General features: G+C 59.8%; 11 protein-coding genes. 2 read left to right on the forward strand and 9 right to left on the reverse strand.

What is annotated here, in order from left to right:
• Nucleotides 1–240: 240 nt before the first annotated feature.
• Together ACIROY_RS08745 and ACIROY_RS08750 are read left to right on the forward strand one after the other, a co-directional pair.
• Nucleotides 241–1,989: an ATP-dependent nuclease gene (locus ACIROY_RS08745; RefSeq protein WP_402341200.1), complete on the forward strand. Its 1,749-nt coding sequence runs from the start codon at nucleotides 241–243 to the stop codon at nucleotides 1,987–1,989.
• Entirely contained in the window at nucleotides 1,989–3,707 is a 1,719-nt protein-coding gene (locus ACIROY_RS08750) for a UvrD-helicase domain-containing protein (protein ID WP_402341202.1), read from the forward strand. Before ACIROY_RS08745 ends, ACIROY_RS08750 begins: the two co-directional genes overlap by 1 nt.
• Before the next feature lie 26 nt (nucleotides 3,708–3,733).
• On the opposite strand, the gene ACIROY_RS08755 is transcribed toward ACIROY_RS08750, so the two are convergent.
• From ACIROY_RS08755 to ACIROY_RS08795, 9 genes are all read right to left on the reverse strand, one after another.
• Nucleotides 3,734–4,534: a competence protein CoiA gene (locus ACIROY_RS08755; protein ID WP_402341204.1), complete on the reverse strand. Its 801-nt coding sequence runs from the start codon at nucleotides 4,532–4,534 to the stop codon at nucleotides 3,734–3,736.
• A gap of 216 nt (nucleotides 4,535–4,750) precedes the next feature.
• Nucleotides 4,751–7,966: a CusA/CzcA family heavy metal efflux RND transporter gene (locus ACIROY_RS08760; RefSeq protein WP_402341206.1), complete on the reverse strand. Its 3,216-nt coding sequence runs from the start codon at nucleotides 7,964–7,966 to the stop codon at nucleotides 4,751–4,753.
• A gap of 53 nt (nucleotides 7,967–8,019) precedes the next feature.
• On the reverse strand, nucleotides 8,020–9,315 hold the full coding sequence (locus ACIROY_RS08765) for an efflux RND transporter periplasmic adaptor subunit (RefSeq protein ID WP_402341208.1): 1,296 nt from the start codon (nucleotides 9,313–9,315) through the stop codon (nucleotides 8,020–8,022).
• Nucleotides 9,316–9,327: 12 nt separating this feature from the next.
• Nucleotides 9,328–10,560: a TolC family protein gene (locus ACIROY_RS08770; protein ID WP_402341210.1), complete on the reverse strand. Its 1,233-nt coding sequence runs from the start codon at nucleotides 10,558–10,560 to the stop codon at nucleotides 9,328–9,330.
• A 77-nt stretch (nucleotides 10,561–10,637) separates the two neighbouring features.
• Complete coding sequence (gene czcI / locus ACIROY_RS08775) at nucleotides 10,638–11,006, reverse strand: cation efflux protein, CzcI family (protein WP_402341212.1); 369 nt, start codon at nucleotides 11,004–11,006, stop codon at nucleotides 10,638–10,640.
• A 40-nt stretch (nucleotides 11,007–11,046) separates the two neighbouring features.
• Nucleotides 11,047–12,207 carry an MFS transporter gene (locus ACIROY_RS08780; RefSeq protein ID WP_402274565.1) on the reverse strand — a complete coding sequence of 387 codons (1,161 nt, stop codon included), beginning with the start codon at nucleotides 12,205–12,207 and terminating at the stop codon, nucleotides 11,047–11,049.
• Between the two features lie 272 nt (nucleotides 12,208–12,479).
• Nucleotides 12,480–13,628 (reverse strand): galactonate dehydratase, encoded by a 1,149-nt coding sequence (gene dgoD / locus ACIROY_RS08785; RefSeq protein WP_016836730.1) that lies wholly within the window; start codon nucleotides 13,626–13,628, stop codon nucleotides 12,480–12,482.
• A 104-nt stretch (nucleotides 13,629–13,732) separates the two neighbouring features.
• Nucleotides 13,733–14,386, reverse strand: coding sequence for a 2-dehydro-3-deoxy-6-phosphogalactonate aldolase (locus ACIROY_RS08790; RefSeq protein WP_402274568.1), 654 nt, complete (start codon nucleotides 14,384–14,386; stop codon nucleotides 13,733–13,735).
• 4 nt (nucleotides 14,387–14,390) lie between these two features.
• Nucleotides 14,391–15,410 carry a 2-dehydro-3-deoxygalactonokinase gene (locus ACIROY_RS08795; protein WP_402341214.1) on the reverse strand — a complete coding sequence of 340 codons (1,020 nt, stop codon included), beginning with the start codon at nucleotides 15,408–15,410 and terminating at the stop codon, nucleotides 14,391–14,393.
• Nucleotides 15,411–15,437: the final 27 nt, after the last annotated feature.

Genomic DNA, 15,437 nt, shown 5'->3' on the forward strand with positions numbered 1-15,437 from the left:
TTTGGGTAGATAAAAGAGGCCCCGCGATAGTGATGTCGCGGGGCTTTTTTATTGCTGTTTCGTGAATCAGTACCAGTAGAGGAACAGATCTAGGCGGAACATTTTAATTTTTTTTTGAATTGGGCCAATTTTGATTGAATACTCCCTAATGAGGAATTTTGATAAAGTGGCAATTCGATTACTGGATAGTGTCTGTGATCGGCCAGAACGGGGAACAATAATTCAAACATTGGGGGACACATGTATTTGGCAGAATTACGTATCCAGAATTTCCGTAAATTGCGCGATGCTACCTTGCACTTTCAAGCCGGCCTAAATGTCATTGTTGGCGCAAATAACGTTGGAAAGAGTGCGGTTGTGGATGCGCTTCGTGCACTTTTAGCGGGACAAGATGAGCCATTTCCCAGACTGACTATCGATGACAGACACCGCCCACGCGGCGAAGATGCTCAAGGAAACATCTACTTCCAATACATATTTCGCGGCCTCACCTTGGATGAGGAGGCCGATTTTTTAGCTGCACTGACACCCGATGAAGCGGGTCGTCTAGAAGCACATGTTCATGTTCAATACGGTGACGCGGATCAAACTGGTCGATTTAAGGCCAAGCGTTGGTGCGGTGTACACGAGGAAGTACCGTTGACGGCGGACATGATGGAGAACCTCAGAGGTGTATATCTGCAGCCTCTTCGCGATGCCTCGCAAAGCCTTAGGCCAAGTAGAAATAGTCAACTTTCTCGACTTCTACATCTGCTAACGGACGAAGACGGACGGCTTCAAATCAATGTTGCTTTGGGGGTATTAGACCAGCAGATTCGAGCGCACGCTCCTATTCTAAATACGCAAACGGCAATCAGCACACGTCACGATGCAATGCTTGGAGACCAACTCCGGCAGGAACTTTTGGTAGGCCTTAGCTCGAATGACTTCCAGCGGTTGTCGTCTCGACTCTCCCTTTCCGTCGATAATTTTGAGATTGAACAGAACGGTTTGGGATTTAACAATTTGATCTTCATGGCCGTAGTTCTCAGCGAGCTTGCTAAGAACGTAGACGCGACCTATCGCGGATTGATTGTTGAAGAGCCAGAGGCTCATCTTCATCCGCAGCTTCAGGCAATACTTCTAAAATATCTGGCGAGCCTACATGCTGTCGAAGGCGAAAAACCTGTGCAGCTATTCGTGACAAGCCACTCTCCGAATTTTGCCAGCAACGCAAATCTCGATTGTCTCTCATGCCTCGTTGAAACAGATGGAAATGTTGAAACATTTTTTCCTAGGAAAATCGATTTCCGGCCAGGGAAGCGTGAAAAATTAGCCCGATACTTGGATGTGACTAGGGCGGAGCTATTTTTTGCGCGAAAGGTAATTTTTGTAGAAGGTGCCGCAGAGCTCATGCTCGTTGATGCACTAGCAACTGCTGCGAATATCGATTTTCGTCGCCACGGAGTAAGCCTGATTAGCGTTGAGGGTTTGAATTTCGATTCATTTCTACCGCTGTTTGGCATTAACGCGCTAAAGATTCCGGTGGCATTGATCACCGATGCTGACCCGGACCCTGTCGTCGGCGCAGATGGGAATTCACAGGCGGTCTATCCAAGTCTTGGAGACCAAGTGAATGTGTCCGCCAATACCACCAACATGCTTGCGCATGAGGATCAGTTTGTACAAGTTTTTCATGGAGTCAAAACGCTAGAGTATGACCTTGCCTTGTATGCAGAGAATCGTGAGGCTATGTTGACAGCCTTGGATGAAATGCATCCTCAAATCGCTGCTGTCGTGAGATTGGAAGTGGATGCGGCTGCTGACAATACAGACAAAGCACGTATTCTTTTCACTAGATTGTTCGAGCGGCCGCCGAGCCAAAAAAATGTTCAGAAGGGCCGATTTGGTCAGGCTTTGGCTGCAGTGATCGCGGGCGGTGCTCCATGTAGGGTTCCAGATTATATTGGGCAGGCGTTGCTGCACGTTTGTCCCGCTGGAGTTCGCTAATGGAGCTTTCTGACGAGCAACTTGCCGTTGTCAATGCCCCCCTCGTACCCTTGGCTGTAATTGCGTGTGCGGGAAGTGGCAAGACGGCTACAGCAGTTCATCGGGTGGCGCAAATGCGTCGCCAGCTTGGCGCATCACGAGGACGCATAGCACTGCTGTCGTTCTCCAATGTGGCGGTTGAAACATTTCGTAGCGGCTATCGCATCATTGCGCAGACGTTACCGTCAAACGTTGGTGCGGATCGCGTCGATATTGATACCCTTGACGGATTTTTTACGACCCACATTCTCCGTCCTCATGCTCATCGAACGATGGGATGCGACAAATCTGCTTTTCTTGTTACTGGGGGAGAGGCATTTCTCGCTGGCTATACCTGCCCCACGGGAAACTTCCCGATACCGATCACCGATGTGAAAGTAACAATGGCTGATGGGCAGCCTAGGTTTTACTACAGCGTGCGCGGCAATCCTGCTGCGCTGGAGGCGGCCACGACCGTAAGAACCGTCCACAGGCTCGGGCAAGTCGGCGCATACACTCATGACCTCGGCCGATATTGGAGTTACCGGGTTCTGCGGGAGCAACCACACCTCTTGCAAGTTCTAGCCAGACGCTATCCACACATCATCATTGACGAGTCGCAAGATATCGGCAGTTTTCATCAATTGCTTTTGGACCTACTGATCGAGGCGGGTGTGCAGGTATCTCTCATTGGAGATCCCAATCAAGGTATTTACGAATTCGCGGGTGCCAATGGATCCTATTTACGCTCATATCATGAGCGGAATGGTGTCCTGTCATTTGCGCTCACCCGTAACTATCGTTCGGTCCAGTCAATTCTGTATCTCGCAAATCAGCTAGCCGGTAGAGATGATCAACCGACTCGGCAAGGCATCGCTGATGGAACAGGTGCCTACTACATCACTTATGCAAACGAGGAAGATCTTCCTCATCTCATGGATGCGTTTCAAGCAGAAGTTGGACGTGTAGGAATTGATAGATCCAATGCGGCCGTACTGTGTCGAGCGAGACCGCTGGTTGAGCAACTAGCTGGCAGTATTCAACCGAGTGGTCGAGGAGTTACAAAAGCATTTGCAGAAGCTGCAATCTATCGAGACATGAGGGGGGATTATTTGAATGCGTTCAAAGCGGTTTCCCGTGCTTTCATTGGCCTAATGGCACAACCTCCTCATGGTCTTCTGGCGCAATTGACTCATCACCAAGACCAGCAGTTCAGACAGCTTCGACAGAAGCTATGGATATTCACTCGCGATGCAGCACATGGACTGCCCTCATGTGATCTCCCCGCGTCTGAAATCTGGCATGCGCAATTGTTCGCTCGAGTGCGGGAGATGTTGGCGGAGATTCAACAAGAATTCGAGTTTCAACCTCAAGACAGACTGGGAAATAGACTGGCTAGGGCACTTCTTCCAGAGGGGCCGCTCAATCTAGGTCGAGATCTAGTGGCCGAGAATGATAGGGACGTTCGCATAGAAACGGTCCATCAGGTCAAAGGGGAGAGTATTGATGCAGTTCTATATGTGGCAACTGCCGCCCATGCGCGTGCAATGCTCGAGGGAGTTGGAAGCGAGGTTGGTCGCATCGGCTATGTCGCTGCGACTCGTGCGCGTAGTCTTTTCTGGCTGGCTCTTCCAAGGGCGGCTCTTGGTGCAATGCGCGCTCCGCTGAATAACGCTGGCTTTCTAGAGGTAGGTGGATAGATGCGCCTAACCAAGCGCAACATACTTCATCGTGTTGGAGGCTTTTCAATTGATAAGATATTTCCCCCTGGATACCAGTGAGTCCCAAACCTCGATTCTTCTCTCTTCTTGATTTTAAACGCCACCGCTTCTAGGGGGTATGGACCGGTAAGCATAAGCTTCTTCCACCGTTTTGATATCCGTTCGTAACCTCCTACGGATACATGTTCTCCGCCGCTTTCATACCATTCGCTTACAGGTACGTCGATCATGCTTTTTTCAAATTTCCCGTGCCAAAGATGAGAGTTTTCAGGATCAAAATACCAAATGTGTCCAAAATTGAACCCATGAATCCAACGCTCGAATGGCTTGGGCGAGTAGCGTTTAACTATCATCCCGTCTTTTGATCTTTCAAAATCAAGTTTGTCAGGACGAAAGAGTGGGATCCAAATCAGAGTAATCCCGTGTTGAAAATATAGGCTCGTCCTTTGCTCTATTTCCGTAGGCCCAATTGATGAGTGCTGAAGTTCGAATGCTACTTGTTGGTTGTTATTGCCCGTGACGAATACATCCGCCCTCAATTGTCTAGCGGCAAGCGGAAGTTCTATATCGACTTGACGGCCCTGGCTCTTGAAAAATTCATAGAACAACTCTTTCGCACGCAGATGAAGCTTCGTTTCTCCCATGGCCCATGAGCAGCTAACGGGAGGTTTGTGAGCGAAGTGATGAATGACCTTACGCCCTTGTCTGAGGATGACTTCTTGCGCGCACCCAGGGCAATAATAAGTCGGCCCTTTCTTTGCACCTGCTGCCACAATTCGTTGTTGTTCTAAGAGGGCTACCAGCATGATGTCGTGAACGTAGCGGAAGAAATCTCAGCATACATCAATGTTTCACATAAAAAAAGCCACCCGAAGGTAGCTATTTTCGTGAAATTTCCTTCGCTTTAATACGTGAATATCAGCGTATGTGGTTAGCTAATTCGGCAAAATCAATGGATATTCTGTACCAACGAAGATCATATGAAAAATCCCCGCAACGACTACGTTGCGGGGATTTTTATTTTAAGTCGTTGATGCATTTCGGCCTTTTCGGCCATGTAGCCAACCGCGCAAGCGGTTACTCCACGATGACGGCTGCCTGTTGACATTGCCATCCTCTGAATCAGATGAATGCACCAACCGATACAACAACGGCAACACCAGCAACGTCAACAACGTCGACGACAAAATCCCTCCAATGACCACGGTCGCCAGCGGCCGTTGCACTTCCGCTCCGGTGCCGGTTGCCAGCGCCATCGGCACGAATCCCAGCGACGCTACCAGCGCGGTCATCAACACCGGTCGCAGGCGCGTCATGGCGCCTTCGAAGATGGCGTCGTCGAGCGAGCGGCCTTCTTCGCGCAGGGTGCGGATGAAGGCGATCATCACCAGGCCGTTCAACACCGCCACGCCTGACAGCGCGATGAAGCCGACGGCGGCGGAGATCGACAGCGGGATGCCGCGCATCGCCAGCGCCAGCACGCCGCCGGTCAGGGCGAACGGGATGCCGGTGAAGACCAGCAGGCCGTCCTTGACGTTGTTGAACATCGCGAACAGTAGGACAAACACCAGCAGCAAGGCGACCGGTACGACGATTTGCAGGCGTTGGGTTGCCGACTGCAGGTTCTCGAACTGGCCGCCCCAGGCGATCCAGTAGCCGGCCGGGATTTTTACCTGCGCGGCGATGCCGGCGGCTGCGTCATCGACGAAGGAACCGAGATCGCGTCCGCGCACGTTGGCGCTGACGACGACGCGGCGCTTGCCGTTTTCGCGGCTGACCTGGTTGGGGCCGGGGGCGATGTCGAAGTCGGCCACTTCGCCCAACGGGATGTAGCTGATCTTGCCGTCAGAATGCGGCAGCGGGATCGGCAGGCGCTTGATGGCGTCGAGGTCGTTGCGTTCGTTTTCCGGCAGCCGCACGATGATGTCGAAGCGGCGGTCGCCCTGGAACAATGCGCCGGCTTCCTTACCGCCGATGGCCATGGCGATCGTATCCTGCACGTCGCCGATGTTGAGGCCGTAGCGGGCGGTCTTCTCGCGGTCTATCTTGACGGTCAGCATCGGCAGGCCAGTCGATTGCTCGACCTTGACTTCGGTTGCGCCGGGGACTTTGCCCAGTGTGGCTGCGATCTTGGCGGCAGTGTCGTTGAGCACGTCCATGTCGTCGCCGAAGACCTTGACCGCGACGTCGCTGCGCACGCCGGAGATCAGTTCGTTGAAACGTAACTGGATCGGCTGGGAGAACTCGTAGCTGTTGCCGGGCAGGGTGGCGACGGTTTCCTGGATGGCGGCGATCAGTTCGTCGCGGGTCTTGCGCGGCTTGGGCCACTGATCTTGCGGCTTGAGCATGATGTAGCCGTCGGAGATGTTCGGCGGCATCGGGTCGGACGCCACTTCGGCGGTGCCGGTGCGGGCGAACACGCGCTCGATCTCGGGGAAGTTGTCCTTGAGCGTGCGTTCGAGCTGCTGCTGCATCTCGACTGATTGCGTCAGGCTGGTGCCTGGAATGCGCAAGGCCTGGATCGCGAGGTCGCCTTCGTTGAGGCTGGGCACGAACTCGCTGCCGAGCTTGGTGCCGAGCAGCGTGCACAGGACGATCACGGCAGCCGCCAGCGACAACACCACCGGCTTGTTGCGCATCGAGGCTTGCAGCAGCGGCGCGTAGGCGCGCTTGGCGGCGCGCATCAGGGCGTTTTCCTTTTCGTCGACCTTGTCGCCGATGAACAGGGCAATCGCCGCCGGGATGAAGGTGACTGACAGGATCATCGCGCCCAGCAAGGCCGCCACCACGGTGAAGGCCATCGGCTGGAACATCTTGCCTTCGACGCCGGTCAGCGCAAACATCGGCAGGTAGACGATCATGATGATGAGCTGGCCGAACAGCAGCGGGCGGCGCGCTTCACGCGAGGCGGCGAAGACTTCGTGGAAGCGTTCGCTGCGCGTCAGCGGCCGGCCGTGATGCTGCTGCGCGTGAGCCAGGCGGCGCACGCAGTTTTCCACGATCACGACGGCGCCGTCGATGATGATGCCGAAGTCGAGCGCGCCCAGGCTCAGCAGGTTGGCGCTGACGTGGTTGGACACCATGCCGGTGAAGGTGAACAGCATCGCCAGCGGAATCACCATCGCCGTGATCACGGCCGCGCGGATGTTGCCGAGGAACAGGAACAGCACCGCGATCACCAGCACCGCGCCTTCGATGAGGTTTTTCTTGACGGTGTTGATGGCCTTGTCGACCAGCACCGTGCGGTCGTACACGGTCACGGCTTGCACGCCTTCGGGCAGCGAGCGGTTGATCTCGGCCATCTTCTTGTCAACCGCTTGTGACACGGTGCGACTGTTCTGGCCGATCAGCATGAAGACGGTGCCGAGCACGACTTCGCGGCCGTTCTCGGTGGCGGCGCCGGTGCGCAGTTCGCGGCCGATGCCGACGTCGGCGACGTCGCGGATGCGGATCGCCACGCCTTGCACGTTGCCGAGGATGATGTTGCGGATGTCGTCGAGCGAGGCCACCTGGCCGGGCGCGCGGATCAGGTATTGCTCGCCGCGCTTCTCGATGTAGCCGGCGCCGACGTTGGCGTTGTTGCGTTCCAGCGCAGCGGCGACGTTTTGCAGCGTCAGGCCGTAGGAGGCCAGTTTGGCCGGCGAGGGAGCGACGTGGTATTCCTTGGCGTAGCCGCCGATGGAATTGATTTCGGTCACGCCGGGCACGTTGCGCAGCTGCGGCTTGATGATCCAGTCCTGGATTTCGCGCAGGTCGGCGGGCGAGTAGGGGACGCCGTCGGCGTTCTTCGCGCCTTCCTTGGCTTCGACGGTCCACAGGTAGATTTCGCCGAGGCCGGTCGAGATCGGTCCCATGGCGGGATCGATGCCGGACGGCAGCTTACTGCGTGCTTCCTGGATGCGTTCATTGACCAGCTGGCGTGCAAAGTAGATATCCGTGCCGTCCTTGAAGATGACCGTCACCTGCGACAGGCCGTAGCGAGACAGCGAGCGCGTCTGTTCCAGGTTGGGCAGGCCGGACATGACGGTCTCGATCGGGAAGCTGATGCGCTGCTCGGTTTCCAGCGGCGAGTAGCCGGGCGCCGAGGTGTTGATCTGCACCTGGACGTTGGTGATGTCGGGCACGGCGTCGATGGGCAGCTTCTGGTAGCTGTAGACGCCATAGGCCGCCATGCCGAAGACGGCCAGCATGACCAGCCATCGGTGCTCGATGGCGAAGCGGATGATGCGTTCAAACATGGCGGTGTCCTTCTCGCTCGGAGTGGGAGGTGTGGTCGCTGTTCAGCAGATTCTTAATGCGCATGTTCGGCGCTCCCCTTGCCCAGTTCGGCCTTGATGACGAAGCTGCCTGCGGCGGCATAGACATCGCCCGCGCTGAGGCCCTTGATGATTTCGACGCGTTTGCCGTCGGTGCGGCCGAGCGTGACTTCCTGTTTGCGGAAGCCGTCGGCGACGCGCACGAAGACCACCTGCTTTTGTTCGACCGATTGCACCGCATCGGCGGCGACGGCGAGCGCGACGTCGGTTTCCTGTGCCAGCACGTCGACATTGACGAACAGGCCGGGACGCCAGGCGTTGCCGGGATTGGGCAAGACCACATGAGCCTTGGCGGTGCGGGTTTGTTCGCCCAGCAAGGCGCCGACGTAGGCGATCTTGCCGCTGGCGCTGGAGGCGAATGCGGTGGCGTTGACGGTGACGCTTTCGCCGACGCGCACGGCGTTCATGTCGCGCGCGGCGACCGTCATCTCGGCCCAGACGCTGGACAGGTCGGAGATGGTGAAGATGCTGGCGTCTTCCTTCACGGCTTCACCGAGCGCGAGATGCTTCTCCACGACGATGCCGTCGAAGGGGGCGCGGATTTCATAGCGGTTCAGGCCGGACGAACTTGTTCCTGCACCGATGGCGGCCAGTTTCTGCTGTGCATTGCGTACGGCGATTTCAGCTTCCTTGAGCGCCTGTCCGGCTTGCAGGTAGTCCTGCTCGGCGGAGATCTTTTCTTGCCACAAGGTCTTTTCACGGGCATGTGTCGATTGCGCCAGCGTGAGGCGCTGCTGCGCATTCAGCAATTCGCTGCGTTGTTCCGACACCGTGCTGCTGCTGACGACGGCGAGTACTTGTCCCTTCTTCACCTGCTGGCCGAGATTGGCGCTGACCGATTCGACCACGCCGTTGACCTTGGGCACCACGTGCGCGGTGCGGTCCTGGTTGAAGCGGATTTCGCCGGGCAGTTGCAGGCTGGTGCGGATGCGGCCGGGTGCGGCGGTGTCGAGGACGATGCCGGCGGCTTTCAGTTGCTGCTCGTTGAAGGCGATCTTGCTGTCTTCGTCGTGACCCTTTTCATCGTGATCTTTCTCGTCGTGGCCTTTCTCATCGTGGTCTTTGTGTTCGTCATGGTCGTCTTTGGCTTCCTTGTGGCCTTCTTCCTTGTGATTGTCCTTGGTTGTTTTTTCTGCGGCATGGTCATGGCCGCTTTCGGCATGGGCGTCGGCCGGTGCCGATTTGCTGGCGCCGCTAAGCAGGATCAGCGCAGCCAGCAGTGCGGTGATGGCCGCGATCGCGGCGATGGTGAGTTTCTGTTTCTTGGTCATGATGGCGTCCGGTTATTGGTTGGGGCCGGCGGAACCGAGCAGGCGCTCCAGTTCGGCCGAGGCAAGATGGGCGTCGGAGATCGCGCGCAGGTATTGCGAGCGCGCCTGGAACAAGGTGCGCTGGGCGTCGAGCACTTCCAGGAAATTGAACTTGCCGAGTTCGAAGCCCTTGCCGGCGGCGGCGTAGGCACTCTGCGCGCCGGGCAGGATGTCGCTGTGCAGGACGGCGACTTCGGCATGGGCGTTGCGCAGTTTTTCATACGCCTGCGCGATGTCGGTGCGCACGCGCGTCTCGGCGGCAGCCAGCTCATCGCGCGCCTTGTCGGTGCGGCGCAGGGCTTCTTCCAGGTTGCCGCGATTGCTGTCGAGGAAGGGCAGCGGCATCGACACGCCGACCACCCACATGCTGCGGCCGGCTTCTTCATCGCGCTTCCGGCCCAGACTCAGCGTGGCGTCGGGAATGCGCTTGCTGCTTTCGATCTTGCTCAATGCCTGGCGGCGTTCGACTTCCAGCCGGGCCAGCCGCAGTTGCGGCGCGTCGGCGCTGCGCCCGGCGATGTCGGCGATGGCCGGCAGTGGCGGCAATTGTCCGGCAGCGCCTTCAGCCAGCGTGAAGCGCGGCTGCGCGTTGCCCCACAGGCCGGCGAGGCGGCGGCGCGCGAGATCCAGTTCGCCGTCGGCCTGGCTCAGTTCGAGCCGTGCAGAGGCAGCGGCGACGCGCGCCCGGGTTTCTTCCACCGGCGAGATCTTGCCGGCGGTGACGCGACGGCCGGTGGCGTTGGCGGCGCTGTGGGCCAGGTCGGCGGATTCTTGCGCCAGGCGTCGGCGTTCCTGCGCTGTCAGCACCGTGAAGAACGCCGACGTGGCGGCGATGCGGATGTCATCGCGCCTGATGGCCAGCTCAATGCGGGCGGCTTCGCGTGAACGTTCTGCGGCGCCGATGCGGGCGGCGCGCTTGCCGCCGAGTTCGATGGGCTGGTTGAGTTGGATGGTGGTGGTGCGCGTGCTTTTGCGCGTGTCCTCCATCAGCGTCGACAGCTCGGGGTTGGGGCGGGCGCCGGCCTGCGTAACGGTGGCGTCGACCGCCTCAAGTTCATGCCTTGCGGCGGACAGTTCAGGATTGTTGTCGAGCGCGAGCGCGACGGCGTTGCTCAGCGTCAGGGGCGTTGCCGCCTCCTGCGCATGCGTGTAGGCCGGGCAGGCGAGCAGAAGCGCCAATCCCAGCGGATAGAAACGGGTGTACATCGAATTCTCCGGATGAAAGGGAAGGAATTCGGCGAGCGGTCAGCAGTAAGGAAGAAAGGGGAAGACGACTCGCCGGCTTAGGCGGCGAGTTTCCAGTCGGGCTCTTCGGGGGATTCCCCGATATGGGAGAGATATAGCGTGGGTAGTGAAGGAGTGAAGCTGTTCTTCTCCGGCGCAGGCGGCGTCCATGACGTGTACGAGTTCATCGGCTTGCTGCAGGAGAAATGGCAGAAGCTGCAATCGGCGTCGCTGCCGGTGTTGAGCTTGCTGTCGTCGCTTTGGTCCGCTAGCTGATCCTGCTGCTCTTGCTTGCTGTCGGCAGTGGCGTGATGGCCGACGTGCTGTGCAGCAGGATTGCTTTCATGCTGGCAATACGACGCCACCGCGGCCCAGGAAAACTGGAAGGGCAGCAGCAACAGCAGGAAAATGAGGACGTAGCGTTTCATGGCAGGGCATTATAGCCGCACTTTTTCAAGACCAGTCGAATCACGCCGCAGCGCGTGCTGCACGCCGATCCAGCAAGGCCGACGTCAGCACCGTCAGGAAGCCCAGCACCGACACGCCCGCGCCCAGCAGCGGCAGATCGGTCAACGGCCAGCCGGCCGAAATCGCCAGTCCACCCAGCCACGCGCCGGTGGCGTTGCCGACATTGAACGCGCCCTGGTTGAGCGTCGACGCCAGGTTCGGCGCGTCCTTGGCTTTATCCAGCACACGGATCTGCGCAGCGGGAACAACGGCAAACGAGAACGCGCCCCAGACGAACATGGTGATCAGCGTCGGCAGCGGATAGTGGCTGCTCCACGAGAACTGCACCAGGATCAGCGCGATGCAGACGAACATCGAGAACAGCACCGGCATCAGTCGCCAGTCCGCGAGGCGGCCGCCGATCAGGCCGCCGACCGTGATGCCGGCGCCGAACAGCAGCAGCACCCAGCTTTCCTGGTGCGCGGTGAAGCCGGTGACGTCGAGCAGGATGTAGGCGATGTAGGTCAGCACGCTGAACATGCTGACCGACGCCAGCGTGCTGGTCAGCAGCGCGAGCTGGACTTGCGGATGAACGATGGCGCGGAATTCCTTGAAGATGCTGCCGCCCTGCATGGCGATTTTTTTCGGCAGGCAGATCCACAGCATGATGACGGCGGCCAGGCCGATCAGCGTGATGACGCCGAAGGTCGAGCGCCAGCCGGCGGCGTGACCGAGTGCGGTGCCGAACGGCACGCCGAGGATGTTGGCGACGGTCAGACCGGTGAACATCAGCGCCACGGCCTGTGCACGTTTCTCGCGCGGCACTAGTTCGGCGGCGACCACGGAACCGATGCCGAAGAACGCCGCGTGGCAGAACGCGGTGACCACGCGCGCCACCATCAGGAAGTTGTAGCTCGGCGCAATCGCGCACAGCACGTTGCCGAGGATGAACAGGCACATCAGGCCGACCAGCGCACGCTTGCGCTGCCACTTGGCGGTGACGATCGCCAGCACCGGCGCACCGGCCGCCACGCCCAGGGCGTAGCCGGACACCAGCATGCCTGCCGCCGGCGCAGTGACGCCGAGGTCGCGCGCGACATCAGGCAACAGCCCCATGATCACGAATTCTGTAGTGCCGATGCCGAAGGCGGCAACGGCGAGGGCGAAGAGGGGCCAATGCATGATGAAAATCCTGGTAGGGGAACTGCGGGGGAAAGCGCTATTTTACGTGGCTGCGGCCCGCCCTGCTGAGCAGATGTGGGCCGCATGAGTGAAATATATTGAAGAGAATCGTGCGAACTCAAAGAGATCGAAACCTGTTCGCGGTCCGTAGCGAGGAGTCATCAGCCGCCGCCGACCGGAGCGCAAGGACCGGAACGTACTTCAGGTACGTGAGGATCCTGAGCACCGTACGGTGGTGGATCATGGCTCCGCAGTAGGACCACGGACAGGTTTTACCATTCGGCGAAGCTGCCGTCTTTGTGCCGCCAGATGGGGTTGCGCCAGCGATGTCCGACTTCGGCACGCTGCCTGACGTATTCCTCGTTGATCTCGATCCCGAGGCCCGGGCCGTTCGGGATGGTGACGTAACCATCCTTGTAGCTGAATACGTCGGCGTCGGTGACGTAGTCGAGCAGGTCGTTGCTCTCGTTGTAGTGGATGCCCAGGCTTTGTTCCTGGATGAAGGCGTTGTACGACACGGCGTCGACTTGCAGGCAGGCCGCCAGTGCGATCGGTCCGAGCGGGCAGTGCAGCGCCAGTGCGACGTCGTAGGCTTCGGCCATGGTGGCGATCTTGCGCGTCTCGGTGATGCCGCCGGCGTGCGAGACGTCGGGCTGGATGATGTCGACGTAGCCTTCGCTGAGGATGCGCTTGAAGTCCCAGCGCGAATACAGGCGCTCGCCCAGCGCGATCGGCGTGCCGGTGAGGTGAGCGATTTCCTTGAGGGCTTCGTAGTTTTCGCTGAGCACCGGTTCTTCGATGAACATCAGCTTGTACTGTTCAAGTTCCTTCACCAGCACCTTGGCCATGGGCTTGTGCACGCGGCCGTGGAAGTCGACGCCGATGCCGACGTTGGGGCCGACGGCCTCGCGCACGGCGGCGACGTTGGCCAGCGTGAGCTCGACCTTGTCATAGGTGTCGATGAATTGCAGTTCTTCGGTGCCGTTCATCTTGACCGCGGTGAAGCCGCGCGCCACCGCATCCTTGGCCGCCTTCGCGGTGTCGGCCGGACGATCGCCGCCGATCCAGGAATACACGCGGATGCTGTCGCGCACCGGGCCGCCGAGCAGCTGGTTGACCGGCAGGCCAAGCGCCTTGCCCTTGATGTCCCACAGCGCCTGGTCGATGCCGGCCAGTGCGCTCATGTGGATGGCGCCGCCGCGATAGAAGCCGCCGCGGTAGAGCACGGTCCAGTGGTCTTCGATGTTGCGCGGGTCTTTGCCGATCAGGTAATCGGCCAGTTCTTCGACGGCGGCGGCGACGCTGTGCGCGCGGCCTTCGACCACGGGTTCGCCCCAGCCGACGATGCCTTCATCGGTTTCGATCTTGAGGAAGCACCAGCGCGGCGGCACGATAAAGGTGGTCAGTTTTGTGATTTTCATCGGAAATGATCCGTTCTGAGAAAAAGCGCCCAGTCTTGCGGCGGGCTGGTTGAGGAGCGGCCGGTCGTCATGGGCATGTTCATGACCCTGCGACCGGCTTCTTTTTAAGTGGTCGGTGTGGAAGCACCATGACGGGTTTGCCAGGCGCTGACGAAGGCCTTGGCGTTTTCGGCGACGGTGGCGGCGGACATGCCCGGCTTGAACAGCGCCGAACCGAGGCCGAAGCCGGATGCGCCGGCTTCGACGAACACCGACACGCTGCTGGGCATGATGCCGCCCACCGGCAGCAAGGCGACCGAGGCCGGGATCACCGCGCGCCAGGCCTTGACGACGTGGGTGCCGAGCTGCTCGGCCGGGAACATCTTGAGCACGTCGGCGCCGGCGGCCAGCGCGGCAAATGCTTCGGTCACGGTGGCGACGCCGGGGGCGCTGCACAGGCCGGCATCCTTGGCGGCGCCGATGACGCGTGCGTCGCTGTGCGGCATGACGATCAGTTCGCCGCCGGCGGCCTTGACCTGGGCGACTTGTTCGGGGCTGAGCACGGTGCCCGCGCCGATCACGCAATCGGCCGGCAGTGTACGGCGCAGCGTGGTGATGCTTTGCAGCGGCTCGGGCGAATTGAGCGGCACCTCGATGACGCGGAAGCCGGCGTCATACAAGGCCTTGCCGATGGCTTCGACTTCGTCGGGACGCACGCCGCGCAGGATGGCGATCAGGCCGCAGTGCTGCAGGGCGTGGTGGAAAAGATTCTTTAGCATGGTTCTACTTTCTCGGTGTTCTTGGTGAGGACGAAACCAGGCCCGCATGCAGGGCCAGTTTCCACAAGCCGTGCTCGGTGGCGGCAGCGGCGATTTCCACTTTCGTCAGGTCGTACAGCGCCAGCGCCTGGCGGTAACGCTCGCACAGCGCGTCGTCGCCGATGAGGGCGATGCGCTGTTGCCGGACGCCGTCGGTGGTGGCCGCCAGCGCGGCGATTTCGTGGCCGATCAGCAGGCCGGACAGGTAATGCGCCTGGGCGCGCGGCGACAGTTCGCCGGTCAGGCCGAGGGTGCGGCTGCTGAAGATGTTGGACAGCATGCCGGCGCGGCCGTCGGGCGACTTCGCCACCAGCGCGCCGCGCACGAAAGCCGCGTCGTCTTCTGCATCTGCTGCGCCGTCGCGTTGCATGGTGCGGCCGAGGATGCTGTGGTTGCTCAGTACGGCGTACATCTCGCCGGTCATGAAGGTGTCGAAATGTTCGATGCGCTTGCCGCGCACGTGCACCCATTTCGAGTGCGTGCCGGGCAGGCCGATCAGGATGTCGTCGACCTGCAGTTGGTCGAGGATGCCGGCGACCTGGGTTTCCTCACCGCGCATCACATTGGGCAGCGCCGAGCGTTGCAGCAGTCCCGGCACGATATGCAGCGGCACGCCGAAGCCGGTGTCGATCGCGGTCAAGGTGTTGCCGACGTCGCTGACGGCCAGCGGCACGTCGAGGTAGGGCGCTTCCCGCCAGCCCTGTTTGCTGCCGACCATGCCGGCGGCGATCAGCGGCGTGGCCGGGAAGTCGCGCAGCCAGTCGCCGCACGCGGCTTGCAGCGCGCGACGGAAACCGGCGAGGGAAGAAGCTGCGGATGTATCGGCGCCGTCTTCCGCCGGCGGCAGGTTCATGATCCCCCACGGCAGCGCGCGCTTGTCGGCCACGCGGCCGTCGGCGTCGAACCGGTAGGCGCGCAGCGAGGTGGTGCCCCAGTCGAGCGCGATCAGGCCGGTGGAGGAGGTGGAAGGAGTTGCTTGCGTCATTGTGTGTTCGGTTTTAAAACAAATTCA

It is taken from the genome of Herbaspirillum sp. NPDC101396 (assembly GCF_044767365.1).
In the GTDB taxonomy this organism is placed as follows: Bacteria; Pseudomonadota; Gammaproteobacteria; order Burkholderiales; family Burkholderiaceae_D; genus Herbaspirillum.